Here is a 23273-nt window from a genome sequence, read left to right as displayed (position 1 = left end):
TGGTTCAACGCAGGGCGTCCTTGATCGGGTCAGCTCTTGGTGGAGAAACGATAGCCGGTGCCGCGCACCGTCTGCACCAGATTCTCGTAGGCCTCGCCGAGCGCCTTGCGCAGGCGGCGGATATGCACGTCGACGGTGCGCTCCTCGACGTAGACGTTGCCGCCCCAGACCTGGTCGAGCAGCTGGCCGCGGGTGTAGGCGCGCTCCTGGTGGGTCATGAAGAACTGCAGCAGGCGGTATTCGGTGGGGCCCATCTCGGCCGGCTTGCCGTCGATGGTGACGCGGTGGCTGATCGGGTCGAGCAGCAGGCCGCCGACCTCGATCGGCGCCTCGCCGTCGCTCGGGCCGGTGCGGCGCAGCACGGCCTTGAGGCGGGCCACCAGCTCGCGTGGCGAGAAGGGCTTGGTGATGTAGTCGTCGGCGCCGACTTCCAGGCCCTGGATCTTGTTGTCCTCTTCGCCCTTGGCGGTGAGCATGATGATCGGGATGTCGTCGGTCAGCTCGTCACGCTTGAGGCGGCGCGCCAGCTCGATGCCGCTGGTGCCCGGCAGCATCCAGTCGAGCAGGATCAGGTCCGGCTTGCGGTCCACGATCAGGGCGTGGGCCTGCTGGGTGTTCTCCGCCTCCAGGCAATCGTAGCCGGCCATCTCCAGGGCCACCGCGATCATCTCTCGGATGGGCGCTTCGTCGTCAACGATCAGGATGTTCTTGCCAACCATGGGTCGAGCCTCGGGTCGTCTGTCTTGCGCCGCATTAGATAACAGAATTATTGCAGCGATGTGACAGGTATGAGGACTGTACTGGCGCCATACGAACGCGAACTTCGAAGGCTTGGTTTCCGGAACAGGGGCGTGTTCGACGGTTTTGCCGGAGGCTGGCAGGTACGCTTCGAAAAGGACTTTTCGATGGACAAGGAGCCCTGGCGATGAAGCTGTCCGGATACTAATGAAAGACGAAGTCGATAGCCTATGCGACGGCCTACCTGCTCGCCTCGGTCGGCGTGTATTCGCTGATGCGCTGGCTGGGGCCTCCGAACAACCTTGCCTATGCCGAGCTATCTGCCTTCTGGTTCGGCTTCGTCTTCGCCGCCTACTGGGCGCCGAACCTGGGCGCGATCCTGCTGAGCGCGGTGATGTTCAGCGTGCTGTTCGTCGTAGACACCCATGGCGGCTTCTTCTGGCTGAGTGGCCCGAAGTCCGCCGAATCCTACTGGCTGATTCCCCTGGCGGGCATCGGCTGGGTGATCCCGCTCGGGATCACCTGGCTGGGCCGGCGGCTCTGGCGAAAGGCCGCGAGGCTCGGCGGCGCCTAGCGCACGGCGTAGTCCACCACGATGCCGGCGAAGATCGCCAGCCCGGCCCAGTGGTTGTGCAGGAAGGCGGCGAAGCACTTCTGCGGGTCGCGGTCGCGGGTGCTCCAGAACTCCCAGGCGAAGCAGGCGGCGGCGGCGAACAGGCCGAACAGGAACCAGGTGCCCAGGCTGAAGCGCGCGCCGGCCATGGCCAGGCACAGCAGGGCCAGGCCCTGCAGGGTGAGGATGATGATGCGGTCGGCGTCGCCGAACAGGATGGCGGTGGACTTCACCCCGATCTTCAGGTCGTCCTCGCGGTCGGTCATCGCGTAGTAGGTGTCGTAGGCCACCGTCCACAGCAGGTTGGCGATGTACAGCAGCCAGGCCTCGGCCGGCGGCAGTTCGCCGGTCACCGCGCTGAAGGCCATCGGCATGCCCCAGGAGAAGGCCGCGCCCAGCACCACCTGGGGGTAGTAGGTGTAGCGCTTCATGAAGGGGTAGCACGCCGCCAGGGCCAGGCCGCCGAAGGACAGCAGGAAGGTGGTCAGGTTGGTGAACAGCACCAGCACGAAGCTCATGCCCACCAGCACGGCGAACAGGATCAGCGCCTCGCGCGGTGTCACCCGGCCGTCAGCCAGTGGCCGCGCCTTGGTGCGTGCCACGTGGCCGTCGAAGTTGCGGTCGGCGTAGTCGTTGATCACGCAGCCGGCGGCGCGCATGAACAGGGTGCCGAGGACGAAGATCAGCAGCAGCTTGAGGCTCGGCACGCCCTTGCTGGCCACCCACAGGGCCCAGAGGGTCGGCCACAGCAGCAGGTAGATGCCGATGGGCTTGTCCAGGCGCATCAGCTGGACGAAGTCCCAGGTGCGCGGGTGCAGGCGGTTGAGGGCGAGCAGGAAGGATTGATACATCGGCGGGTCTCCGTGCCAGGAGCGCCGATTATACGAGCAGTGGCACGGCCCGTAGCGAGGGCGGCGTCTGGTTTCGGGACGCGCGCTCCCAGGGCGAACGGGTGGGGCGATGGCGGTGTGCACATCCCCATGCCCCGTCGTCCCCGCGCATGCGGGGACCCAGGAACGCGGTGTTTCGATCTGAGTATGGATTCCCGCCTGCGCGGGAATGACGGGGTTTTGTCCGGGTAGGGGCTTATCCGATGGCCTGCGCACGCTCCCAGAGCGCCGGCAGGAACACCTCGGCTACCAGCACGCCGAGACCGTCGCGGCGGAAGCAGGAGCGCCGTCCCCAGAGCTGCTCGGCGCGCACCTCGGCCGGCAGCCAGGCCGCCGGGTAGCGGCAGGCCTGCAGCTCGCCGCGGGCGAAGGCGCGGTCGCTGAACAGCAGCTCGCCCAGGGAGCGGCTGCCCAGCTTGCCCAGTTCGAAGCCGGAGCCTTCCAGCGCGTGGCGCGCCGCCACGCTGCGGGCGAACACCCAGGGCTGGCCGGCGCCGAGCAGGAACACCTCGCGCACCCAGCCCAGGCTGCCGGCCGGCACCTGCAGGGCGGCGCATTCGTCGGCGCGCAGCACCTGCCAGCCCTGCTCCAGCGGTTGCACGGCGAAGTGGTCCGCACTGAGGGCGGTGAGGCGGCGGGTCAGCGAGCCCTGGTCGAACAGCCAGTCGCGCAGCAGCGGCGCCGGCACCGGGTGCAATTGGGCGGCGTTGAGCCAGCGGGGAGGGTGGGCGAGGGCGGAGGTGGGCACGACAACGGCTTCGGCTAACCTGTGGAAGGCGGCGAGCTTAACACGACGGACGCCCGTGCCAGGCACTTGCACGGAGCCCCGCATACCAGTACAAAGCCTGCTGATTTTTTAGAACCTGCCCACGATCTCCTGGCTGTCGGCCATACGGCGTTAAAAACAGTTTCGGAATGCTCATTTACAAGTCGTAAACTGCGCTTCCTCAACTGTTTTTGCCTTGTCTGGCTCTAATCCAGAAGAGCGTGAACAGGTTCTTAGCCAGGGTAGCGTCCACCAGAAGACGGCCCGCGATGAGGTAGACGATGAAGAAGTGGCAATGTGTGGTCTGTGGCCTGATCTACGACGAGAGCCTGGGTTGGCCCGATGACGACATCGCGCCCGGCACCCGTTGGGAAGACGTGCCGGCGGACTGGCTGTGCCCGGACTGCGGCGTGGGCAAGGCCGACTTCGAGATGATCGAGATCGGCTGATCCAAGGCGTTATCCACCGGCAACGGCGGCCTGCGGGCCGCCGTTTGCATTTGTGGGCCGTTTGCCGGAGGTGCCCGGTCGATGGCTGAAATGGCGGCTGCTCTGTCCGTTTCGTCCTGTGATCGACCCGGCAAACTGGCGGGCAGTACTGGCGCGGTGCCGGATGGCATGCCATTCTCCCCGGGTCTGCCGCAGCGCAGAGCCGTTGCGGCGCCTTTGGCGCTGTTCTGGACGGACAGCACGGACACAACAACAACAAACCGTCAAAGAGGCATCTATGCGCAAACCTGAACTCGCCGCGGCCATCGCCGAAAAGGCCGATCTGACCAAAGACCAGGCCAATCGCGTACTCAACGCCGTGCTCGAAGAAATCACCAGTGCGCTGAACCGCAAGGACAGTGTCACCCTGGTCGGCTTCGGCACCTTCCTCCAACGCCATCGCGGTGCCCGTACCGGCAAGAACCCGCAGACCGGCGCCCCGGTCAAGATCAAGGCCAGCAACACCGTGGCCTTCAAGCCGGGCAAGTCCCTGAAGGATGCGGTGAATTAAATAGAGATTATCTCATTTTCTGTGGATAACTCTCTGTAAGCCCCGCTAGTCGGGGCTTTTCATTTTATGCATTCTCTACAGCGGCTTGAAACGTGTTTCATTTTTTTCATCTCGGAAAAAATGATCGTATAGCTGTTAATTCGTTTCATTATTGACTCCTCATCTAGCTGCCTCTAGGCTGCCGCGCTCGTTCTTGTGCGGTGTGTCATTTGAAGCCCTCTCGATATTCATTAGTCCAAGTTGAGTTCACTAAGTTAGGTGGGCTCAAACTCCAGCTCGTGGCTGAAAACGATCAAATTGATCTATTTGCCGGAGCATATGCACTACAACGATTCGATAATGGTGCGAAACCTAACACAATAAGGGTGGACCAGAATTCAATTCTGGCCCTGTATAGGTTCTGCGAGAGCAAGAATATTAATTTGATTCAGCGGATAGTGGATCTTGTGCCGTTCACTATCGGTGAGATTGAGTCATTCTCCTCATATTGTGGATACGGCCTACAATCCGGGGAGCGAGTGGGCGAGAACTGGTATAGCGCTAGAATGCGGGGAGCAAGAAAATTTTTAGAATACCTTTGGCTCTTTTACGAGGGGCAGTATTCGCGAAATATACAGCAGCTAAAGGCAGCAAAGCGTTTATATGAACGAATGGACGCAGGATTTAAGCTGTACCTTAAGTCTCCTTACAAGGGCGACAGGAAAGACAAGATTGGCCTTACTCCTGAGCTGCAGGTGAAGTTCATAACTATCATCGACCCTGATTATAGTAATAAGAGTAATCCTTGGAAGTCGTCAAAGGTGAAGTGGCGGAACTATATATTTCTGCTGCTTCTGATGCTTGCGGGGAATAGAAAGGGTGAGACGCTACTATTAAAGCTGAACGATTTTCAGCTTACGGGTAGGAGGAAGTATTTCGATATATTGAAGAACACTGATGTAATCAACTATCCGCGCGCAGAGTCTCCGTCCGTAAAAACCTATGGTCGGCAAGTTGAGTTACACGATGATTTCGCATCCCTGATTGAGCATTACATAGTCCATGTAAGAAAAGAGTTCGAAGGCTGGCAGAGATCTAGCTATTTATTTCTTTCATGCCGTGATGGAAATCCATTGTCGGTCCAAACGCCAAACTCGATATTGAATGAACTTATCCTGCGGCACCCTGAGTTTTCTGGATTGTTAAGCCCCCACCGCCTACGTAACACATTTCATGATCTTCTGAATCAAGCGCTGGATAAGAAATTCAAAGGAGCTAGTGGATTAAGCCGCAAGATAATGAAGGCGCCTATTCAGGAGGCAGCGGGAGGCTGGGCTAGAAACAGTGATATGCCTGACCGTTATTCTAGAGGGTCAATACAAGCCAAAGTTGCAGGCCTGCAAGTTCTTCTACAGGAGGAGATACTTCGTTCGCAGGAAAATAAGCAATGATTTCAGCTAAGGATGTACGCCTTTCACCTACTGCTGAAATTATTTCAGATATCCAAGAGAATGAGAGATTCGTAAGCAGTCGTCTAGGTTACCGAGTTGAGCTACTTGATTCTAAGGGTGACTTTCGAAACGTAATAATAGTTCCCGATGATACTAGTGAGTTCACATATCTCAGGTCTGAGTATATAAATTATCTGGATTATGACTTAAAGGGAATCGTTGCAAGCTATTTGCGATATATTTTAGAGCGGAATCTTTCTTCAACTGTCCGGCATAAATTCAAATTCATCGACAGGCTTGCTAAAGAGTTGACTAGAGGGACTAGTCTAAATGACTTCCTTGATGAGGTTTCTGCGTTAAACGGAAGACATAGGCAGCAGTTTATTTCGACTTGCAAAGAATTCTTGCGGTTCGCTCTCTTGCATGAATATGAATGGTTGTGTCTAGATAAGTACGAAGATTTTATGAGGCTTCGTGACTACTCGGGAAGAAAAAATTCGTATTTGTCTCTCTTTATGATGGATGAGGAAAGAGGTCCATTTAGCAAAGAAGAGATCACCATACTATCTGCTCAAGTAGACAACGAATCGCTCCCGCTAGCTTTTCGTCTGATCTTGGACCTCTGTTTGTGTTTCGGCTTGAGGCCTATTCAGCTTTCTATGCTGAAGCGAAAAGACTTCATCAAAGACGTTGTAACTGGCGTTCGATACTTGAACGTTCCGCGTGTGAAACAGCGATCTGCTAAAAGAAGAAGTAAGTTCAGCTCCAGGCTTCTCTCAGAAAGAACAGCCAATCTACTAGAATTTTATATTAATTCTTCCGATACCCCGATTGGTTTCGATCCTGGGGAGTTACCCATATTTATTTCGCCTAAGGCTATAGATCTAGAGGCCGACGGTAATTCCCGAGGGAGTCACTATTGGGAAGATGACGAGAGAATTTCGAGTGATTATTTCGCGGATGAAGCGAAGATGTCCGTGCAGTATCATAAATCTTCATGCCGAATTAATTATATGCTTTGGGGTAATGAGCATAGACTGCCTCTGTCGCCTAGAACCGGTAAGAGATTCAACTTGTGTGCTTATAGATTTCGATACACGGTAGGGACCCAGGCTGTTATGTCTGGTTGCACCCCTGAAGAAGTAGCTGATCTTTTGGATCATGAAGGCACAAGTAGTATTAAGCATTATTTTCGCTTTACTCACGAAATGTGGGAAATTCTTGAGGCTGCGACGCTGAACCGCATTGAGCAGAAACACTTTACGGCTGCATGGATGAAGGAAGGTGAGCTCAAGGGTAATGTATATAGCCAGGTTTGTGAGCCCAGAAATTTCAATGTTATTGGGAAGTGTGCATCAAAGTCGATTTGCTTTGAGGAGCCAGCCATTACTTGCTACTCCTGCAGTAGATTTTGTCCGAACAAAAGTACTGTAGCGCATGAGGCCGCATTGGAGGGACTAATAGAGAGAAAGGAACAATTACTTATGATTAGTACAGCCAATGTCGTGTCAGTAATTGACCAGGCAATTGCCGGTTGTCATGCCGCCATAGCGTATTCAGAAGGCAATGAAGTTTTGCTGATTAATTCTAAGGAATTCTAATGCAGGTTAAAGTGGTTAGAGATATCCTGCATGAAGAGTTGCTGCTAAAGCTAAAGAAACTTGCAAGCAGTGCTGAGGTGCAATTTTCAAAGCTTGTTGTCTTTAAAGGCTCTACCTGGCAGGAGGATGTTTGGAGATATAAGGGGCGGGAAAAATTAAACTTATTTGCTAGAGGCTCATGCAGCCAAGAGCTGACGCTATTGAATAAGGTCTTTATTGTAAATTATTTATGGGAAAGACGAGCCTCAAGCAAGCAAGTTTCTTTCTCGCGCGTGCGCGATTTGATTTCACCCATTAAAAATTTCGTATCGCAAGGCTCCACTTCCCTGGTAGACCTAGATCAGGACTATTACTTTCGCACCTTTGGCTTTTTGCAGTCGAGGTACAAATATCCCGCAGGTCCTTGTAGAGCGATTAACTACTTTGTTCGTTTCTTATTCGACTCCGGGTTGGCACCGCAGAACTTCGATCTGATTGGTGCACACGACCTTGAGGAGAGAGATAAATATGGCCGCTTGGAGGCTGGTGACAAACTGCCCCTTCCAGAGCTTATTAAGGCAATAATCGCGTTAAAATGGGCTATCAAGACGCAGTGGGATGGGAGCCTTAGAGCGCAAATTGATTATCTTGCAGTTTTAACTCAGGTCTTTCAGTTTGGATTGGGTCTGAGAATAGGTGAAATTCTTCGTCTCCCCAAAAATTGTTTGGTTGAGATAGGCGGAGAAATGTATTGCCGGGTCTGGACCGAAAAAGGGTCTGAGCCCATTGCTAGATATGTCCCTACCATATGGCGGTCTGCATTCAGCGATGCGGTTGATAGCATCAATAATATTTGCCAGCCCTACAGAGCTCGGGCTTTGAGCATTGAGAACGGCTCCTTTGCTGACGAGTTGAAAGAGCGATTCCACGCAAGAGCAAATAAAATTGAGTCCGAAGTGCAGAACGCTCTCGAGAGGTTGCACTGCAAGGTCCGCTCGAATGTCGCCGACACAAAATCTCGTCTGCATCTTTTGAAAAGCGTTTCAGACGATGAAATGATTGAGCTGAAGAATCTTGCTGAATATCTACCAGTTGCTTCGAGTTCTACGTCTGCTGCTTCGCTTCTGAAATTCTATAGAGCCAATGGCTTCAATTTGATTTCTAAGCCATTAGGCAAGAAAAAATGCGCTCACTATGTGCAAGGTAGGGATCTTAAGAAGCGCATCAAAGAGCTTGTCGAGTTAAGGCGCGGCTTTTTGCTTTACGATGAGGTTTTCGAAATCCTCCATGGCCGTCAGCCGGCTAAGAACGGGTCTAAAGATCGTTTCGCATTCAAAGATAAATTGAAACTCTGGATCATGTCATCCTTTGAATGTTTTGCATTCACCGGGGAGCCCTCTTTACACGGGCGTCGAACTGTCTATCTAAGTCGCGCGGACGCCCTACTTGCAGTGCGTACGGTTGTGGGTGGCGGATATGATAAAGCCAAGTACATTCCTGTGCTTGATGCTGAGCAGTTATTCCCTGAGTTTTTTAACCAGAAGACACTGACCTCAGTGGCACTCGATTCAGAGAGAAGCTTTTACTCATTTTTAAAGCTTTCTAGTGCGCGAAAAAATTTCTATAGACCATCACCTCTGCCATCAGAGCTTAGATATCGTGCTGCGTATGGCTTTCTAATTGATCAAAGCAGTATTATTGATGCTGTGGAGAGCTCTTTTGTTTCAATTAACTCTAGAGTTTCTGCGGCGCTAGTTGAGGATATTAAGGAAGAATTCTTGGCGGATGGGATGCAAATAAGCTCTGCATCCTTTGGAATAAATCAGCAGGTATCTGATTACCTGTTCTTGGTTCCGGCCTCTCTGGGTGGCGTGTATAATGAATACTTACCTTCCATCTTTGATTATCATGCTGTACTGCATGTAATAAAGCCGACCAATATTGCCCGCTCGGCGTTCTTCCGCTATGGCATTGCTGCAGATGAGAAGCTGATTAAGTCTTTTCAAAGCCACAAGGGAAGGCATTGGCAAACCAATTCTCTTTTTCGCGCGGGCTTAGCTGCAAGTATCGTGAATAAATGGATGGGTAGAACTGACAGTCAAGGCGATCATTATGATCATCAGACTCCACGAGAGCGGGCCGCTAAAGTAAGTGAATTGATGCTCTCTGAGCAGTCTAGGTTCATTGGTGAGCTAGCCAATAAGGTCAAGTCTTGGTCTGGGACTAATGTTTCAGATGAGCATATCCAAGGCTACCTCAACAACACTCTGCAAACTGTTCATTATGGCCCCCTCGGTCATTGTTTTCGCGACATCAACCTCAAGCCCTGTGAGTTTCACCTAAAATGCTTAACCGGAAATGCTGGGAAAGGTTGTCGGGAATTTGTAGTGGATATGTCTGATCCAATACAAGTAAAGCAGATCGAGGCGGAGCGCAGTCGCGCAGAGAATGAGCTTTCCAGGTTATTCGAAGCAATTAATAGGCCGGACGTTCCGGTTGAGTCTGTTGAGATGCATATTGAGCATCAAATGACGGTTTTCAGAAATGCAAGTTACATACTGGATCGTTCTGATATTGTTCTCACTCAGGAGCAGGTTGAACAAAGTCAAGACTATCAACCATTTGTTCATGAGGGTTCTATCCCGAGTGACTGTGTCTTTCAGTGCGGGGCGACTTGATAGTGACTATATCTGCTAATCAATGGGATGTTGCTTTCTCTACTCTCCAGCAGTTTGAGAGGCAATTGATTTCACCAGAGCTCTTCTGCTGGAATTACATGGTGGAGAAATGCGGTATATCCAAGCCTACTCTCTGGCGAAACAAGGATTTTGTCCGCGAGTTTCAGCGTGTTAAAAGCCTGACAAAGAACTACGCAGGAGGAGAGCAGTACTTTGATCAGGTAGTTTCTTTGGAAACTGCCAGGATCCGCGAATACGACCAACAGATCGTTAAGCTGAAGGCGCAGGTCGAAGAATTAACCCGGCAGCTGAGCAGGGAGCGGGAAAGAGTGCTCTACGCCTCGATGATTGCTAGGAGAAAGAATATCGACCCTGCTGAGTTCTTGGAGGAGACCCCGCTGTTCAGGAAAGCAGGCAAAGCAGCCAAGGTGATCAAGCTTCCATCAAAGGAAACCTAATAGGCTCACTGTAGGGCGTTAGGTGGTGAGTCAGAAGACTGCGGGAAGTAGTGCCGCTGGCTCGCACTGAAGTATTTCTGCAATTTTGTACAGCTTTTCAACAGTGAGGTTTACCTCGCCTCGCTCGATACGTCCCATGTAGCTCCGATCAATTTTGCATGCCAACGCTAGGGCATCCTGTGGAATGCCCTTGGCTTTCCTATGTGCTCGGATTGACTTGCCCAATGCGATCGCAAGCTGACCCATGGCCGCCTCGGCTCTTGTGAGCCGGCACTATCCTGTGTTTGCGGACTATTCGGCCACGGACTATAATCCGTATTTTCGGCTGTTCCGCGCGACCCGTTCCAGGTACCCGCATGAAATCGGATTCATTCACTTTCGATAGTCGGCTGTACCAGCTGCTGCAGCAGGATAGGTTCGCGAAATTTACGACTCGTGATCTGCGTGACGCCTACGCCCAGTGCTTAGGCAGCGTGAGCTTTGACATCACGGAAGTTCGTTATTACGTGTATGAGCAGATTCGACGGATGCTGCGCGTGGGCTGGGTTACCTACGACGAAGTGCGACGAAAGCGCGGTCAGGTCTACCATCTAGGACCAATCCCTTCAGGTCTTGATCTTGAGCTTGTGGATGGCAGATTCACTTCGACTTCTCCTCCACTGCTGGAGTTACCACAGGTTGGGAGTTCAGCTTCGGTGTCCCCTTCCGTCACGGAGGCAGACGTACTAGAGCATTTGGAATCACTGCAGAAGGAAATTCGCCTCGACTTTCTGACGTCGATGGGCGAAACGGAGCGGTACAAGCAACTCCTTGATGACATGCCCCACCTAAAGCCTAGGGTTGAAGTGGAATATTTCGACGCGCGAGATCGAAGCTCTCGGCTTCTTGGGCACCTTCGAGCGGTCGAGAAAACTCTAAAGACCTTCGCACCCAAAGCATGAAGTCGACGCTAAGAGAATGGCAGCGTCGATGCATTGATGCTGCCCTAGAACGGTACGCTGTTGCGCCGCACTTCTTCTGTCAGGCTACGCCTGGGGCTGGAAAGACTTGGATGGCTGCAGAGCTTGCCAATCGCTTGCTCCAGCTGGACAAGATCGATCTTGTGCTCTGTTTCGCACCCTCGTGCCAAGTCGTCGAAGGTTTCCGATCTACCTTTTCCAAGGTCTTGGGTAGGCGCCTTGATGGTCTCATTGGTGCTGTGGGAGCTGCTTGTACCTATCAGGCAATGGACTACCAGGATGAAGCTTTCTGGGCGCTCCTAGAAAACTATCGAGTGTTGGCTATTTTCGATGAGATTCATCATTGCGCCGGTCATGATCTCCTTCTGAGCAATGCTTGGGGCCAGCAAATCATCCAGAACGTCCAGGATCAGGCAGCCTTCACCTTGGCGCTCTCAGGGACGCCTTGGCGTTCCGATGATAAGGGCATTGCACTGGCTCGCTATTCGACAGCAGAAGGTCGATTAGTCTGCGACTACCGCTACGGGCTCCGCGAGGCCATTTCAGATAATGTTTGTCGCGCCCCTCGCATCGTGCTGCTGGACAATCACTCTGTGAAGCTGACGGAGGAGTCCAGTGGTGACAACCCAGTACGACTTTTCCCTAGTTTTAATCAGTTGCTCTGTGAGTCCCCGGTTTCCTATGAGGAGCTGCTTCGGAACCCTGAAATCATCAGTCAGATGCTCGGTCTTGCGATCGCAAAACTCGATGACCTCAGAAAGGTTAAGCCGGATGCAGGCGGTCTGGTGGTTGCCACTGATGTTGAGCATGCGCACCAAGTAGCGCTGGCACTTGAGGCTAGGGGTGAATCATGCCGAATCGTGACCAACAGAGATAAACGTGCTCAGGATGGAATTAACGAGTTCAGGCATGGCGCTTCTCGTTGGATCGTAGCTGTGGGGATGATCAGCGAAGGGACAGATATCCCCCGATTGCAGGTTTGTTGCTACCTCAGCCGTATTCGCACGGAGTTGCATTACCGCCAGGTGTTAGGGCGTGTTTTGCGTCGAACTGGAGCGGCTGATGACCAGGCTTGGTTGTATGTGTTGGCAGAGTCGACCCTTGAAGGGTTCTCTCAACGAGTGGCTGATGACCTGCCCGAAGATTTAGCCATTCTCAGTCGGGTGCATGCTCCGCCTGACATAGTCGAAGATCTGATCAGCGAGCTGGCACCAAGCTACGAGTTGAGGTGCCCGTCGAGCGATGATGCTGCGCCATCAATTTGCGGGTTCTCGTTGGGGCTTTCCCCGAGCGACTCCGATTCCACTTCGCTCTACCGACTGAGTTTCTCACAGCGCTATCACTATCAGTTGTTAGCGCTTTTCTAAGTCTTCATCTGAGGCTTGTGGGGCACTAACTTCTTGCTTTTGGAGGCTTGTATGAGCTGCGTCGAGTTACTAGCCCCAGTTACCAAGTGCGTGCAGTTGGCTGGCAAACTGCTGGCTGCTGAGTGGAAGCGCTCAGGTGGGCCCAGGGGCTCGGGGGATAAAGCAAGCGTGGACACAGAGATCGAAGTACTTCTACGCAAAAGCTTGCTTGAACTGCTGGGCTGCGATTTCTGGGGAGAGGAAACCGGCTATCACCTTTCTGGGCATGAATACTGTTGGGTTGTTGATCCCAACGACGGGACTAGAGATTTCCTGCTCGGGCGACAGGGATCAGCTATTTCTGTCGGGCTACTGCGTGGTTCTAGGCCGGTTCTTGGCGTGGTCTATGCGCCGATCACGGTCGACCGTGGTCCTGATTGCATTGCTTGGGCGGAAGGATGCTCCCGCGTCATTCGCAATGGGGAGGAAGTTCTTTCAGGGTTGCAACGTGGGCCACTAACGTCTGGTAGCCAGGTTCTGATGAGTACAGCTGCAGGTAGTAAAGCTGACCTGAATGCAGAGTTATGTTCGCCCGCTAATTGTTGTCCCATGCCAAGCATTGCCTATCGGTTAGCACGAGTTGCCGTCGGTGATGCAATCGCAGGTGCGTCCCTTGTATCGGTGGGCGCGCATGATGTCGTAGCCGGCCATGCTCTTTTGACAGGCGCAAATGGTGTGCTTCTGAACCAGGATGGATTACCGGTCACATACCACTCCGTGGCGCAAATGATGAGCGTATCGAGGCGATGCTTTGGTGGCGCCCCTGAAGTGTGTAGAGAGCTCGCTAACAGGGACTGGCAACGCCTTTTCTGAACTCCTCGAGCGCTCTCGCGGGATGGCTCTTGGCGGCAACGCTAGGTCTGACCTTATGACATCTTTCACCAAAACCAGCCTCCAAGTAGAGTGGTGCTCCCCAGCCATTCCTTAGAAAAGGCCGATGTATGTCCAAACTTGCTGAATTCAAGGCACTTGAAGCCCAACTCGCCGCCCAACTTAAACAGCTAAATGAGCTGAAAAATGACGATGGACTTAAGCGAGAGATTGAGTTTGAGGAGAAGCTTCGCGAATTGATGGCTGAATATGGATTTGGCCTGAAGGGAATCATTGCTCTGCTCGATCCGCAGGCCTGCTCTCTTGGAGCAACACCTGTTCCTACCACTAGAGGAAACCGCCGTCAGCGCCAGCTCAAAGTTTACAAAAACGAAGAAACTGGCGAGATTGTAGAAACCAAAGGCGGCAACAATAAAGTGCTGAAGGCTTGGAAAGACAAGTACGGGGCTGCGAAGGTTCAAGGCTGGTTGCAGTAGGGCCTATCTCGTTGGATGAAAAAGCCAGGTATTGCCTGGCTTTTTACTAGCTGCTGCGAGCGGCGGTTGGTCAGAACGAATGCTATACCGATAGAACTCTACGCTTAGAGAAAGCGTGGTAGAGAAAACCTGCCACTTGGCGGTTTGGCTCAGGAAGGAAAAACTCGATGCTCGCGATCCAGTAGAACTAAAAAGAATGCGGCTTTTGCTCGAAAACCATGAACGCGCATTTTTTGGTTCACTCGTAGTTCGAAGAATGTGATGTCGTCTCCGATCTGCTTTCGCACTCTCTTCAGATGTTCTTCGGCGCCATTTTTTATAGTGGCTATATCGTACTGCGTATAGGCTAAACCGGCTTTGTTATCGCCTTTCCCGCTGGTTTCTAAAACCTGGCGCCAGGTTCGATCGCGAAGCGCAGAAATAAAGTCGCTGAAACTTTTGAGCTCATCTTTCTCCCATGCAGAAAAGCACTCAAAGGCGTTGCAAAAATATTTTAGTGTGACAAATGGGTTTTCATTGTCAGCCGAGCCGCCGTTCATTGTGTTATTAAGAGAAAAGACTTTCTCTTCAATGGGAGATAGCTTGCTAGCGGACTGTGCTTGCTGGTGTATTTTATCCTTGGGTAGTTTCTTCACCATCTTCCAACTCCCCGTAAACCTCCTTATAGAAGCTAAGAATTGAGTCCTTTGAAATCACTTCCTCGCAACGCTCCTCAGGGTCGCGGCCGCCGCGGGCGCTGATCCAAGGACGCTCGGAGTGAGTCATAGCTTCAAGCTTCTTGGCAGCAAATGAGCCGTAAGCATCGCGAACCTGCTCCAATATATTAAGAGAGTCCGCATCAATACCTTCGGATGCGCCACCAGGTACGATCGGTTGCCAGCCGTAGCGCTTAAATTCGTGCCAAACGGAAGGTACTACCGGACCATGAGGCCATGCTTGCATGTCTTCATCAAACAATGGCCGATCTAAGGCCATCAAATGCCAAGCTTGCGCGAAGTAGAGAAGCTTCTGCACCTGCAGATGCGTTACGACCTCGCCAGCCGCATGGTCGCTTAGGTTGTTCACAAACCAGTTTGCGACGGCAACAGGCTTTGTCATCCCAATCTCCAATGTTCTAAATGGTCGCCCAGCTTGTCAGACGGATTCATTCGGAAGTGAGTCTCCTGACCAACTGCCTTTAGGCGACTATAGCTGATGCGCTCAACGGCTGAGCCTTCAGTGATCCTGCTCTCACTAGAGACGCTCAGATTAATCGAGCTCGAGCCGTTGCAAGGGGCGATAGAGTACTCGGCGAAATCGAGAAGGGACAATCTCAGCTTTAACCGACAGCCGGTAGCTGCCGCGTGGCATCGCCCCGCATTAGCTCTCTCCACACAACATGATCCGCCATGGGCAAGGCCGATAGGTGATCAACCGGTTGCCCCAGCCTTTTATAGAGAATTATTCCAGGCCAATAATTATCGCCCTGGAATAATTCTCTATAAAGTCGCAGGAGGACAGGAACGAGCGCATAACCAGGAGAATCGACAATTAATCACCGCGCAAGCCAGGAGTCCTGGCAATCGAAGCCTCATCATGAGAATTATGTGGAATTATGCGAAAATTCATAATGTCACTGACTGCCCAGTCACCTTGTCGCTCGGAGCGATACCCAAGGGCTAGCAGCTACCTGCGAGAAGCGGCCATCGATCATGAATCCAGGTGTACTCAGCCGGTGCGTTGGTAGTCACGATATACACCCGGCGCTGCTCGCCCTCCCCAATGACCAAGCACTCCAAAGCGGAGCCCTCCGGCACATCGAACCAGTGGGACTGTCGGTTCTTGTCGCCCGGATGACCGTCCTTCTCCATGAAGCGCTGCACCATTGCCAGCCCTTGCCGCGGCCGATACTTGGCCCACCCGCCGGCCTGCACAGTGCTGAGCCTTGCCCAGCCACCAGGTGGACCTTCGCCAGGCTCTTCCTTGCGCCGGCCCCACTGAATCCAATCGAGCTGGCCGGAGCCTTCCAGAAGCACTGGTAGGGCTGCCTTGGGATTGGGGAAGTAGATTTTCCAGACCTTCTCAGCCTCGCGGGCCTCAACACCTCCGCACATCGACTACCTCCTCGAACTGCGCGCAGCTGCACATTTGGTGCTCGTCTTCCTGTTCTAGACTGCTCGCGCAGGACGCACATTCCCCAACCGGAAAAGGATTTCGCCATGGGATTTCTGACCGTCACTCGCCGCGAAGGCGAGACCATCCGCCTCACCATCGACCCCGGCGTCGACACTGAGAAACTACTCGCGCTGCTACTGCGCGATGGCATCACCATCCACATGCATCGAGGTCAGCACAACGGGCATATCCGCGTGGGCATCGAGGCGCCGAAGCAGATCCAGATCAGCCGCGCTGAGTTGGTCGAGGACTGAGACCGTCCACTCCACCTGTCGGCGTCTCTTCCGGTTCTGATTGACCGGCGTCGGATCATCTCAAATACTGTTTGTTCATACAGTATCGTTTTAGGTGTTCCGATGCCATCTCTCTCCATACTCCCCCGAGGTGAGTAGGTGTGTCCGCACATAGCCTGTACGCCTGGGTAAAGCGCTACAGCAAGCCCCAAGTACAGCGGCAGCAGGTAGATGATCAGCAAGCCGAACTGCGTCGTTTGCGCGCTGAACTCAAGCGAGTGACCGAAGAGCGAGACATCCTAAAAAAGGCCGCCGCGTACTTTGCCAAGGAGTCCGGCTGAAGTACGCCGTTATCAGCAAGCTGTCGGTGGAGTACCCGGTGCGGCGCCTCTGCCAGACCCTCCAGGTACATCCCAGCGGTTACTACGCCTGGCTGGCCGAGCCGAAATCTGCACGCGCCAAGGAGGATCAGCGTCTGCTCGGATTGATCAAGCATGCCTGGTTGGAAAGCGGCGGGGTCTACGGCTACCGCAAGATCCACGACGACCTGCGTGAGCTGGGCGAGTCTTGTGGTCGGCACCGCGTGGCTCGCCTGATGCGGGGAGAGGGACTGCGCTCGCAGACCGGTTATCGTCGGCGCCCCGGGTACTATGGTGGCAAGCCGACTGTGACCTCGCCCAACCGTCTGGAGCGGAAGTTCAACGTCAGTGAACCGAACAAGGTCTGGGTCACCGACATCACTTACATCCGCACCTATGAGGGTTGGTTGTACTTGGCGGTGGTACTGGATCTGTTTTCGCGCCAAGTGATTGGCTGGTCGATGAAGCCACGGATGTGCAGCGACCTGGCCATTGATGCCCTGTTGATGGCGGTGTGGCGGCGAAAGCCCAAGCAGGAAGTGATGATCCACTCCGACCAGGGCAGCCAGTTCAGCAGCTCGGACTGGCAGAGTTTCCTCAAGGCCAACAACCTGATCAGCAGCATGAGTCGACGCGGCAACTGCCACGACAACGCGGTCGCGGAAAGCTTTTTCCAGTTGCTGAAGCGGGAACGCATCCGACGGAAAACCTACGGCACCCGCGAAGAAGCCCGCAGTGATGTGTTCGATTACATCGAGATGTTTTATAACCCCAAGCGCCGGCACAGCAGCGCTATGCAGCTATCGCCAGTGGAGTTTGAAAAGCGCTATTTCCAGAGCTTGGAGAGTGTCTAGAAAACCTGGGGCGATTCAGCCTTCACCGATGCGTTGCAGCTGGCAGCCGCAGGCGCATTGGGTGTTCTCCGGTTCGTGGCGGATCACGGTGCGCGGAAATTGTGCCGGCAGCGGTGTGCGCTTGGGCTGTTGGCGGGGTTCGGCTGGAGCAACCGGGGGATTGACAGCTTTCAGCTCCGCCTCGATGGCGGCGATGTCAGTGTCGAGCAGGTCGTCCAGCAAGCTACCCTGGTCAGGGCTCAGTTGCTCGCTACGCTTGGCAAACTTGTGCCGTTTGTACCAAGCGATTTCGTGTGTGAGCTGCTCAATGATGGTTTGATCACGGTGGATTTTCTTGCCCATCACGTCGACCTGCGTCAGCAACTGCGCGGCCAGTGTGCGCAGTTGCTCAGCTGTCAGTTGGTCGAGATTGGGCGAGGAGTTCATGCTGCTGATTGTGCCAGAGCAGACGCTCTGCGCAGATACACCGATGGGCTAATAGCCGGTGCTACAGCACTGTGATCGCGCCGCCCGCACCGACCCGCTGCCAGGGCAGCCCCAGTACCAACGCCTGAAGTTGCTCGGTGTCGAGTTCAACTTCCGAGCCGTGGCGGATGCCTGGCCAGTGAAACTTGCCCTGGTTCAATCGCCGCGCGGCCAGCCAGATACCCACGCCGTCATGCACCAGGACTTTCATGCGGTTGGCGCGGCGATTGGCGAACAGATAGGCGCAGTGCGGCTTCGCCGCACCGAACACCGCCACCACGCGGGCCAACGCGGTTTCAGTGCCCGCGCGCATATCCATGGGTTCGGTGGCGAGCCAGATACTATCGATACGGATCACTGGGCGAGCCCCCGGACAAAGCGGGCGCATCCTTCAGGATCGGAAGCTGGCCATTTCACTGTGATCGATTGCTCGCCCAGCGGTAGCTCGATAATCACAGCTGGTTCAACTGGTCGTTTTGGCGTAACTCTCGCAGGAACGAACGCCGGCAACGCCGCTGGCAGTTGATCTCGATAAAGCGGTAGCCACTTGCGAATGACGTTGGCATTGATGCCGTGGCGGATGGCAACGCTGGAAACGGTCGCACCGGGTTGCAGGCACTCCTGAACAACCTGGGCCTTGAACGGTTTGGGGTAAGAGCTTCGTTGGCGCATGGAAATCCCGGCGATAAGGGCTATCGCGTCCGCTTAAAAATACGCGGACACCATCGTCCTTAATGCTGGAGTTCGGAAGGTGAGTTGGCCGGACGGATACGCTGCAAAGCATCACCCTCGAACAACTCTGTCCTTGATCTCTAGCGTGGTATCGGAACAACCGACTACCCCTACCTGCCCCTTTGGATGCCAGCCTCAGTTAATCAGCTTGAGCTGTGCGCTCAGCCTGGCAGGGAAGAAACAGATCTAGATCTCGCTGGTATGCAGAGGTCTTCACCTGCATCAAGCTGAGCACCGAGTGGAACAGATAGTCCTGGGACACCTCCGTCTCAGCATGCTGCTTCATGCACTGACTGCTCACCCCACTACTCTCTTCCATGCCGCTGGACAACCACAGAACCATTGGGACATGGGTCTGCTCGCTAGGCGCCATCGCATAAGGTAGACCGTGCAGGTAGATCCCACCCTCCCCCAAGGACTCACCATGGTCAGAGACATAAAGCATGGCGGTGTCCAAGCGCTTCGAGTTGCTTTGCAGTAGATCGATGGCCGCGGACAACACGTAGTCCGTGTAGGTAATACTGTTGTCGTATGCATTCACAATGCTTTCTCGAGAGCATTGGTCTAGCTGGTTGCTCTCGCACACCGGAGTGAACGTCTCAAAAGCCTTGGGATAGCGCTTGTAGTAAGCAGGCCCATGGCTGCCCTTCATATGCAATACGATTACCGCGTCCTTATTCAACTGATCAAGGTAGCGTTGTAGGTCATACAGCAAGATCTCATCCTGACACTCTCCCTCGGCACATAGCGTTGGAACGTCCAGATTCGATAGATCTTCATGGGGTACTCGATCACAGGCACCCTTGCACCCGGAATTGTTGTCACGCCAAAGCACTTCGACCCCGGCTCTCTGCAACACATCCAGCAGCCCCTCACGGTTCCCCGCCATGCTGTCCTTGTAGTTGTCATGCCCCACGTCGAGGAACATGCACGGCACAGAAACGGCTGTTGAGGTACCGCACGAAGTAGTCTTAGGGAAATTCACCACGCCACGCAGCCCTAGCTCCGGGTTGGTCTCACGGGCGTAGCCATTAAGGGAAAAGTTGGCAGCGCGCGCCGTTTCACCAACCACGACCACAGTCACACGAGGCTTCCCACCAGAGCCTGCTCGGGCAACGCGATGGGCATCCTCGCCGACGAGCTCCAATTTAGTTGGGCTTGCTAACTCACGTTTGAGATAGCCATGTGCTGCCGCCACCACATTCGATGGGACAAGCAACAAACGAACCTCGCGGTGATTGCGGATTAGTGAGGCGTAAGGTTGGTAAAAAGCGAAGGCGACCGCTAGCAGGCAAACGGTCGCTACACCCATACCACCTAATTTGGCAGAGACCTCACGCTTCCAACCACGCGAGGTCAGCTGAGTGCGCAGAATTAGTAGCGCTGGAACCACGCCAAAACATGCAATCCAGGCAATCAGGCGCCCATTGACCAGGTCAAGCGCCTCTGCCTGATCGGTCTGTACCACATTGGTCAGCATCGAATAATCAATCACGATGCCGTAGGTATTCATGAAATAGCCCGCACCTGCAGAAACCAGAACCAACATGCAGAGTACCGGCTTACTTAACCGCCCCCATGCCAGCAGGCTGAGCAATAGGTAAAGCCAGCACAGCACGAAGATTGGCAGGCTGGCCAGAAACAGGATGTTCCCGTTACCCCAGCCACTAACCCCATCCCAGACAACACGCCAGAAAGACCAGTTTGCCGTCAGCATTAGCCACGCTGCGACTATCAAAACCAGCTTGCTGGGCGTCGCCCTGAAGCGCCAACTGCTAAGGCGTTGGGTAAGAGAATGTAGCGGAGAAGTAGACACTTAGGTCCCCCAGGAACTGCACTTGAAAGTTGGAGCGCAGCCTAGGGACGGGGATGTGAAGACAACGTCTGGAGTTTGTGAAGAATTCGTTGGTTTAACAGTCTGCTGAGCGTTCTATACACAGCAAATATCCAGAACCAAATAAGCATCAAACCAGAGGATTATCCGCTCTAGATCAATGCTTTCGAGCGACCTAGAGCGAAGCCAGGGAGAGTTATCGCACTCATCTCCAGCAGGGTCAGAAGTCGCTGATATCACGCTTATTTTAGGTTTTTTTCACGATTCTTTTATAAATGGCAGCCTAAAGTCTCAATTTATTCTGCCTAGCCCTCTCCTCCCACAGATGCTCAAAGTGCACACAGCCTTCCACCCGCAGCTTGTCGGTCCGTAAATGCTGCGCTCTGCATCACGAGCTTCGTCAGCGCATCCCCGAAGAATTTGCGAAGGTAGGCCAATGGCTTGCCATGAGGCGGAACCTTCACCGTGCTCTCCTGCTATAGGAAGTATGTCCATCAGACCAATCAGGGTCTGTGAGTGCCAAGCGGCACTAACCCACGACCGCAAACATGGAGCGCCGCATGCAGTCGCCAAATAAGCAGCCTCTTGAGCGCCGAATTGTCATTGCCTTTGCGCTGATGACATTGATCGTCAGTGGCACCTTCTCTCTAGGCATCGTGGCGATCGTGCACTTTATAGAAGAGCATCTTGTCTCCGAGGAGCTCAGCCACGAGCTCGAGTTCGCCATGCGCCAGGAGGCCAAGGGCATTGAGCCCGCCTGGATCGACGCCAGTACGAAGTACTACAGCTCTAGGAACAAGAACCTACCCGCTCAGTACGCGCACCTACCCGATGGATTTTCAGAGGTAGTGGCTACCAACAGTGAGGCCTACTACGTATTCAAACGTAGCCATGAGGGGCATCAGGACATTCTTGAACAGGAGCAGCATGAGTTTGAAGCTCGCGAGCAAGCACTGTTCGATGTCGTGCTGGGCGGTTTCCTGTTAAGCGTCGTTGGAGCCTGGGGGCTGGGACGCCTGCTGGCAAGGCGAGTAATGACGCCTGTGCGGCGACTTGCTCAACAAGTACGCCACAGGGACCAGTTGCTACCGATGGCCCCCAAGCTTGCCCCCGACTACCCGGATGATGAGGTTGGCCGATTGGCCGCGGCCTTCGATGAGACACTCGGGCAACTGCGACACTCACTCGAGCGAGAACGCCTCTTCACCAGTGACGTCAGCCATGAATTGCGCACTCCGCTGATGGTGATCTCTAGCTCCTGCGAGCTGTTATCCACTTCCCCTAGACTGACCGAGCATGAGCAGTCCCAGGTTGACCGGATTAGTCGTGCCGGCACAGACATGAAAGATCTGGTGCAGACTTTTCTGCAACTGGCGCGTGCCGGCCTTGGGCAGACCAGCCTGACCGAGGAGAAATCACTTAGTGAGTTGGCGGTTGAGCAGGCACGTCAATGGGGACCTCACTTCGAAGAGAAAGGCCTCTCCTTCCATCTGCTGGGTGAGCTTGATAACAACGAGCTCTACGACTCAGCCCTGCTACGCACAGTAATGTCCAACCTGCTACGCAATGCACTGCATTACACAGAAACAGGTGAAGTGCGTTTGATCGTGGAGGCAGGGGGCTTTCGTGTCGAAGATACTGGCCCGGGGATTTCGCAAAACGACCGTGAGAGGATCTTCAACTCATTTGTTCGAGGCGAATCGGCAAGGGGCGAAGGTCTTGGACTTGGCCTGTCTATAGTCAGACGAATCTGTCAGCAAAAAGGCTGGAAGATCCTGGTTGAGTCACAAGAAAAAATAGGGAGCCGCTTCTCGATTGTTCTATCAGAGAAGGCTTGACACTTTTTTCACGGCCTTTTAACGCCCCGCCGACAACTACCTCCGTAGATTGGCACCATCTTGCCAATCTCGGAGCTAGAGCTCATGTCGCAAACAAGTTCGAAACTAGTCGAGTTGGATCTCTCACACCAACGCGATCCACTCCATCAGCCTAATCACCAACTACCTGACATTGGTGTCGCTGACCGCTTCGTGCTGTGGCGCAAGAACAGGATGGCTCGTCGAGCACTCCGCGCCGCCGGCGACCCCAATCTTGTCCTCGATCTATCCAGCTGTGTGGGCACTTATTGGGCGCTGCTAACCAGTCACCCAAATCGATTGGTGCTCGCAGCCTACAGCTCGGCAGAGCAGCTGGCTCAAGCGCAGGAAAATCACTCAGTAGGCATCCCTGAACAAGTCTGCGCACTGCAGTCCACTGCATCAGCTATCCAGCTGGGAGAAAACGCCGTCGACTCTATTTTCTGCATGCATCTACTGCAGCAGGTTGAATCGGCCGACCAACGCCTGGCTCTGCTCCGAGAGCTCCATCGTGTTACACGCGACACGGTAATCCTGTCGCTTTGGATAGATGGGAAAGCCGCTTGGAAACCACTGCGCTTTCTATTACGCGCAGGCCACGGCATGTGCCGCCAGGTAGTTGCAAAAGAGCAGATAGAAACTGAGTTTCGCAGTGTCGGCTTCCAAATTTTGACCCACATGGACCTAGCACCAGGTTACGCAACCTGGCGTATCTATGTGCTCCGCAAGGAGTCCTGAGCATGTGGGAATGCACCTATAGGAGCTACGTATGAGCCCTGAAACTCCCTCCATCGCACACCGCCCGATATTGCCCTGGGCGAATGCAGAGCATCTACTGCGACCACTCACCTGGATCTGGTCACATCGAATATCAATAGCCCTGCTCCTGCTTCTCGCCGTCGCTGCGCTCCCCGCATGGCGACACCTGTACCCCGTGACCGCAGCCTCAGGCTGGGACTACA

24 protein-coding genes and 2 pseudogenes are annotated in these 23273 nt (G+C 54.1%); 15 read left to right on the top strand and 11 right to left on the bottom strand.

The genetic code is table 11. The features are described from left to right. Positions 1 to 29: 29 nt before the first annotated feature. On the bottom strand, positions 30 to 719 hold the full coding sequence (phoB, locus tag N5D30_RS15040) for a phosphate regulon transcriptional regulator PhoB (RefSeq protein ID WP_043307681.1): 690 nt from the start codon (positions 717 to 719) through the stop codon (positions 30 to 32). Positions 720 to 1012: 293 nt separating this feature from the next. Here phoB and N5D30_RS15035 point away from each other — a divergent pair, with 293 nt between their 5' ends. Next, entirely contained in the window at positions 1013 to 1312 is a 300-nt protein-coding gene (locus tag N5D30_RS15035) for a hypothetical protein (RefSeq protein WP_279909609.1), read from the top strand. Here N5D30_RS15035 and ubiA read toward each other — a convergent pair. Then, on the bottom strand, positions 1309 to 2202 hold the full coding sequence (gene ubiA, locus N5D30_RS15030) for a 4-hydroxybenzoate octaprenyltransferase (protein ID WP_279909608.1): 894 nt from the start codon (positions 2200 to 2202) through the stop codon (positions 1309 to 1311). The genes N5D30_RS15035 and ubiA overlap by 4 nt on opposite strands. Positions 2203 to 2437: 235 nt before the next feature. After that, the gene (locus N5D30_RS15025; RefSeq protein ID WP_279909607.1) at positions 2438 to 2989 is read right to left on the bottom strand and encodes a chorismate lyase; all 552 of its coding nucleotides are present in this window, start codon (positions 2987 to 2989) and stop codon (positions 2438 to 2440) included. Between the two features lie 299 nt (positions 2990 to 3288). On the opposite strand from N5D30_RS15025, the gene N5D30_RS15020 reads away from it, so the two are divergent. The 6 genes from N5D30_RS15020 (at position 3289) to N5D30_RS14995 (ending at position 10152) form a co-directional block, all read left to right on the top strand. After that, positions 3289 to 3456, top strand: coding sequence for a rubredoxin (locus N5D30_RS15020; RefSeq protein ID WP_220812555.1), 168 nt, complete (start codon positions 3289 to 3291; stop codon positions 3454 to 3456). A gap of 277 nt (positions 3457 to 3733) precedes the next feature. Next, positions 3734 to 4006, top strand: a complete 273-nt coding sequence (locus N5D30_RS15015; protein WP_043307679.1) for an HU family DNA-binding protein — start codon at positions 3734 to 3736, stop codon at positions 4004 to 4006. A gap of 278 nt (positions 4007 to 4284) precedes the next feature. Beyond that, complete coding sequence (locus N5D30_RS15010; RefSeq protein WP_143481290.1) at positions 4285 to 5436, top strand: tyrosine-type recombinase/integrase; 1152 nt, start codon at positions 4285 to 4287, stop codon at positions 5434 to 5436. Further along, the gene (locus tag N5D30_RS15005; protein ID WP_021702154.1) at positions 5433 to 7037 is read left to right on the top strand and encodes a hypothetical protein; all 1605 of its coding nucleotides are present in this window, start codon (positions 5433 to 5435) and stop codon (positions 7035 to 7037) included. Before N5D30_RS15010 ends, N5D30_RS15005 begins: the two co-directional genes overlap by 4 nt. Continuing rightward, positions 7037 to 9694 (top strand): hypothetical protein, encoded by a 2658-nt coding sequence (locus N5D30_RS15000; protein WP_052716963.1) that lies wholly within the window; start codon positions 7037 to 7039, stop codon positions 9692 to 9694. Before N5D30_RS15005 ends, N5D30_RS15000 begins: the two co-directional genes overlap by 1 nt. A 98-nt stretch (positions 9695 to 9792) precedes the next feature. After that, positions 9793 to 10152 carry a hypothetical protein gene (locus tag N5D30_RS14995; RefSeq protein WP_021218871.1) on the top strand — a complete coding sequence of 120 codons (360 nt, stop codon included), beginning with the start codon at positions 9793 to 9795 and terminating at the stop codon, positions 10150 to 10152. Between the two features lie 30 nt (positions 10153 to 10182). Here N5D30_RS14995 and N5D30_RS14990 read toward each other — a convergent pair whose 3' ends face one another. Next, complete coding sequence (locus N5D30_RS14990; protein ID WP_021702156.1) at positions 10183 to 10398, bottom strand: helix-turn-helix transcriptional regulator; 216 nt, start codon at positions 10396 to 10398, stop codon at positions 10183 to 10185. 110 nt (positions 10399 to 10508) lie between these two features. Here N5D30_RS14990 and N5D30_RS14985 point away from each other — a divergent pair, with 110 nt between their 5' ends. From N5D30_RS14985 to N5D30_RS14970, 4 genes are all read left to right on the top strand, one after another. Continuing rightward, positions 10509 to 11093 carry a hypothetical protein gene (locus tag N5D30_RS14985; protein WP_021218872.1) on the top strand — a complete coding sequence of 195 codons (585 nt, stop codon included), beginning with the start codon at positions 10509 to 10511 and terminating at the stop codon, positions 11091 to 11093. Continuing rightward, a complete protein-coding gene (locus N5D30_RS14980; RefSeq protein WP_031287506.1) occupies positions 11090 to 12478 on the top strand; it encodes a DEAD/DEAH box helicase family protein in 1389 nt (462 codons plus the stop codon). Before N5D30_RS14985 ends, N5D30_RS14980 begins: the two co-directional genes overlap by 4 nt. Positions 12479 to 12529: 51 nt before the next feature. Further along, entirely contained in the window at positions 12530 to 13330 is an 801-nt protein-coding gene (locus N5D30_RS14975; RefSeq protein WP_081672160.1) for an inositol monophosphatase family protein, read from the top strand. Between the two features lie 128 nt (positions 13331 to 13458). Further along, positions 13459 to 13824 (top strand): histone-like nucleoid-structuring protein, MvaT/MvaU family, encoded by a 366-nt coding sequence (locus N5D30_RS14970; protein WP_021703201.1) that lies wholly within the window; start codon positions 13459 to 13461, stop codon positions 13822 to 13824. Between the two features lie 149 nt (positions 13825 to 13973). On the opposite strand, the gene N5D30_RS14965 is transcribed toward N5D30_RS14970, so the two are convergent. From N5D30_RS14965 to N5D30_RS14955, 3 genes are all read right to left on the bottom strand, one after another. Further along, positions 13974 to 14462 carry a hypothetical protein gene (locus tag N5D30_RS14965; RefSeq protein WP_021703200.1) on the bottom strand — a complete coding sequence of 163 codons (489 nt, stop codon included), beginning with the start codon at positions 14460 to 14462 and terminating at the stop codon, positions 13974 to 13976. Then, complete coding sequence (locus N5D30_RS14960) at positions 14437 to 14922, bottom strand: type II toxin-antitoxin system antitoxin SocA domain-containing protein (protein WP_021218875.1); 486 nt, start codon at positions 14920 to 14922, stop codon at positions 14437 to 14439. The genes N5D30_RS14965 and N5D30_RS14960 overlap by 26 nt, the downstream gene beginning before the upstream one ends. 560 nt (positions 14923 to 15482) lie before the next feature. Beyond that, positions 15483 to 15917: a hypothetical protein gene (locus tag N5D30_RS14955; protein WP_021218876.1), complete on the bottom strand. Its 435-nt coding sequence runs from the start codon at positions 15915 to 15917 to the stop codon at positions 15483 to 15485. Positions 15918 to 16022: 105 nt separating this feature from the next. Here N5D30_RS14955 and N5D30_RS14950 point away from each other — a divergent pair, with 105 nt between their 5' ends. Beyond that, a complete protein-coding gene (locus N5D30_RS14950; protein ID WP_021218877.1) occupies positions 16023 to 16232 on the top strand; it encodes a carbon storage regulator in 210 nt (69 codons plus the stop codon). A gap of 134 nt (positions 16233 to 16366) precedes the next feature. Continuing rightward, positions 16367 to 17424 (top strand): annotated as a pseudogene (locus N5D30_RS14945) (IS3 family transposase); the annotation flags it as partial. Positions 17425 to 17445: 21 nt separating this feature from the next. Here N5D30_RS14945 and N5D30_RS14940 read toward each other — a convergent pair. The 4 genes and pseudogenes from N5D30_RS14940 to N5D30_RS14925 all read right to left on the bottom strand — a co-directional run. Continuing rightward, positions 17446 to 17850: pseudogene (locus tag N5D30_RS14940) on the bottom strand (IS66 family transposase); the annotation flags it as partial. Between the two features lie 61 nt (positions 17851 to 17911). Then, positions 17912 to 18247 (bottom strand): IS66 family insertion sequence element accessory protein TnpB, encoded by a 336-nt coding sequence (tnpB, locus tag N5D30_RS14935; RefSeq protein WP_003282984.1) that lies wholly within the window; start codon positions 18245 to 18247, stop codon positions 17912 to 17914. Next, complete coding sequence (locus N5D30_RS14930; protein ID WP_003282986.1) at positions 18244 to 18561, bottom strand: transposase; 318 nt, start codon at positions 18559 to 18561, stop codon at positions 18244 to 18246. The genes tnpB and N5D30_RS14930 overlap by 4 nt, the downstream gene beginning before the upstream one ends. A gap of 199 nt (positions 18562 to 18760) precedes the next feature. Then, positions 18761 to 20365, bottom strand: a complete 1605-nt coding sequence (locus N5D30_RS14925) for a phosphoethanolamine--lipid A transferase (protein ID WP_031287511.1) — start codon at positions 20363 to 20365, stop codon at positions 18761 to 18763. A gap of 650 nt (positions 20366 to 21015) precedes the next feature. Here N5D30_RS14925 and N5D30_RS14920 point away from each other — a divergent pair. Together N5D30_RS14920 and N5D30_RS14915 are read left to right on the top strand one after the other, a co-directional pair. Further along, on the top strand, positions 21016 to 22293 hold the full coding sequence (locus tag N5D30_RS14920; protein ID WP_021218881.1) for a HAMP domain-containing sensor histidine kinase: 1278 nt from the start codon (positions 21016 to 21018) through the stop codon (positions 22291 to 22293). Positions 22294 to 22377: 84 nt separating this feature from the next. Next, positions 22378 to 23049, top strand: coding sequence for a methyltransferase domain-containing protein (locus N5D30_RS14915; RefSeq protein WP_021703120.1), 672 nt, complete (start codon positions 22378 to 22380; stop codon positions 23047 to 23049). Positions 23050 to 23273: the final 224 nt, after the last annotated feature.

The organism is Pseudomonas sp. GD03875 (assembly GCF_029840585.1).
GTDB lineage: Bacteria > Pseudomonadota > Gammaproteobacteria > Pseudomonadales > Pseudomonadaceae > Aquipseudomonas > Aquipseudomonas paralcaligenes.
This window is presented reverse-complemented; position numbering and strand designations above follow the sequence as displayed.

What these genes read in the sequence shown, in the direction of transcription:
- ubiA (WP_279909608.1), bottom strand. Translation starts at nt 2,202, where the DNA reads ATGTATCAATCCTTCCTGCTCGCCCTCAACCGCCTGCACCCGCGCACC.
- N5D30_RS15015 (WP_043307679.1), top strand. Translation starts at nt 3,734, where the DNA reads ATGCGCAAACCTGAACTCGCCGCGGCCATCGCCGAAAAGGCCGATCTG.
- N5D30_RS14920 (WP_021218881.1), top strand. Translation starts at nt 21,016, where the DNA reads ATGCAGTCGCCAAATAAGCAGCCTCTTGAGCGCCGAATTGTCATTGCC.
- N5D30_RS14930 (WP_003282986.1), bottom strand. Translation starts at nt 18,561, where the DNA reads ATGCGCCAACGAAGCTCTTACCCCAAACCGTTCAAGGCCCAGGTTGTT.
- N5D30_RS14985 (WP_021218872.1), top strand. Translation starts at nt 10,509, where the DNA reads ATGAAATCGGATTCATTCACTTTCGATAGTCGGCTGTACCAGCTGCTG.
- N5D30_RS14915 (WP_021703120.1), top strand. Translation starts at nt 22,378, where the DNA reads ATGTCGCAAACAAGTTCGAAACTAGTCGAGTTGGATCTCTCACACCAA.
- N5D30_RS14965 (WP_021703200.1), bottom strand. Translation starts at nt 14,462, where the DNA reads ATGGTGAAGAAACTACCCAAGGATAAAATACACCAGCAAGCACAGTCC.
- N5D30_RS14990 (WP_021702156.1), bottom strand. Translation starts at nt 10,398, where the DNA reads ATGGGTCAGCTTGCGATCGCATTGGGCAAGTCAATCCGAGCACATAGG.
- N5D30_RS14980 (WP_031287506.1), top strand. Translation starts at nt 11,090, where the DNA reads ATGAAGTCGACGCTAAGAGAATGGCAGCGTCGATGCATTGATGCTGCC.
- N5D30_RS15035 (WP_279909609.1), top strand. Translation starts at nt 1,013, where the DNA reads ATGCGCTGGCTGGGGCCTCCGAACAACCTTGCCTATGCCGAGCTATCT.
- phoB (WP_043307681.1), bottom strand. Translation starts at nt 719, where the DNA reads ATGGTTGGCAAGAACATCCTGATCGTTGACGACGAAGCGCCCATCCGA.
- N5D30_RS14950 (WP_021218877.1), top strand. Translation starts at nt 16,023, where the DNA reads ATGGGATTTCTGACCGTCACTCGCCGCGAAGGCGAGACCATCCGCCTC.
- N5D30_RS14960 (WP_021218875.1), bottom strand. Translation starts at nt 14,922, where the DNA reads ATGACAAAGCCTGTTGCCGTCGCAAACTGGTTTGTGAACAACCTAAGC.
- N5D30_RS14955 (WP_021218876.1), bottom strand. Translation starts at nt 15,917, where the DNA reads ATGTGCGGAGGTGTTGAGGCCCGCGAGGCTGAGAAGGTCTGGAAAATC.
- N5D30_RS14995 (WP_021218871.1), top strand. Translation starts at nt 9,793, where the DNA reads ATGGTGGAGAAATGCGGTATATCCAAGCCTACTCTCTGGCGAAACAAG.
- N5D30_RS15005 (WP_021702154.1), top strand. Translation starts at nt 5,433, where the DNA reads ATGATTTCAGCTAAGGATGTACGCCTTTCACCTACTGCTGAAATTATT.
- N5D30_RS15020 (WP_220812555.1), top strand. Translation starts at nt 3,289, where the DNA reads ATGAAGAAGTGGCAATGTGTGGTCTGTGGCCTGATCTACGACGAGAGC.
- N5D30_RS14975 (WP_081672160.1), top strand. Translation starts at nt 12,530, where the DNA reads ATGAGCTGCGTCGAGTTACTAGCCCCAGTTACCAAGTGCGTGCAGTTG.
- N5D30_RS15000 (WP_052716963.1), top strand. Translation starts at nt 7,037, where the DNA reads ATGCAGGTTAAAGTGGTTAGAGATATCCTGCATGAAGAGTTGCTGCTA.
- N5D30_RS14970 (WP_021703201.1), top strand. Translation starts at nt 13,459, where the DNA reads ATGTCCAAACTTGCTGAATTCAAGGCACTTGAAGCCCAACTCGCCGCC.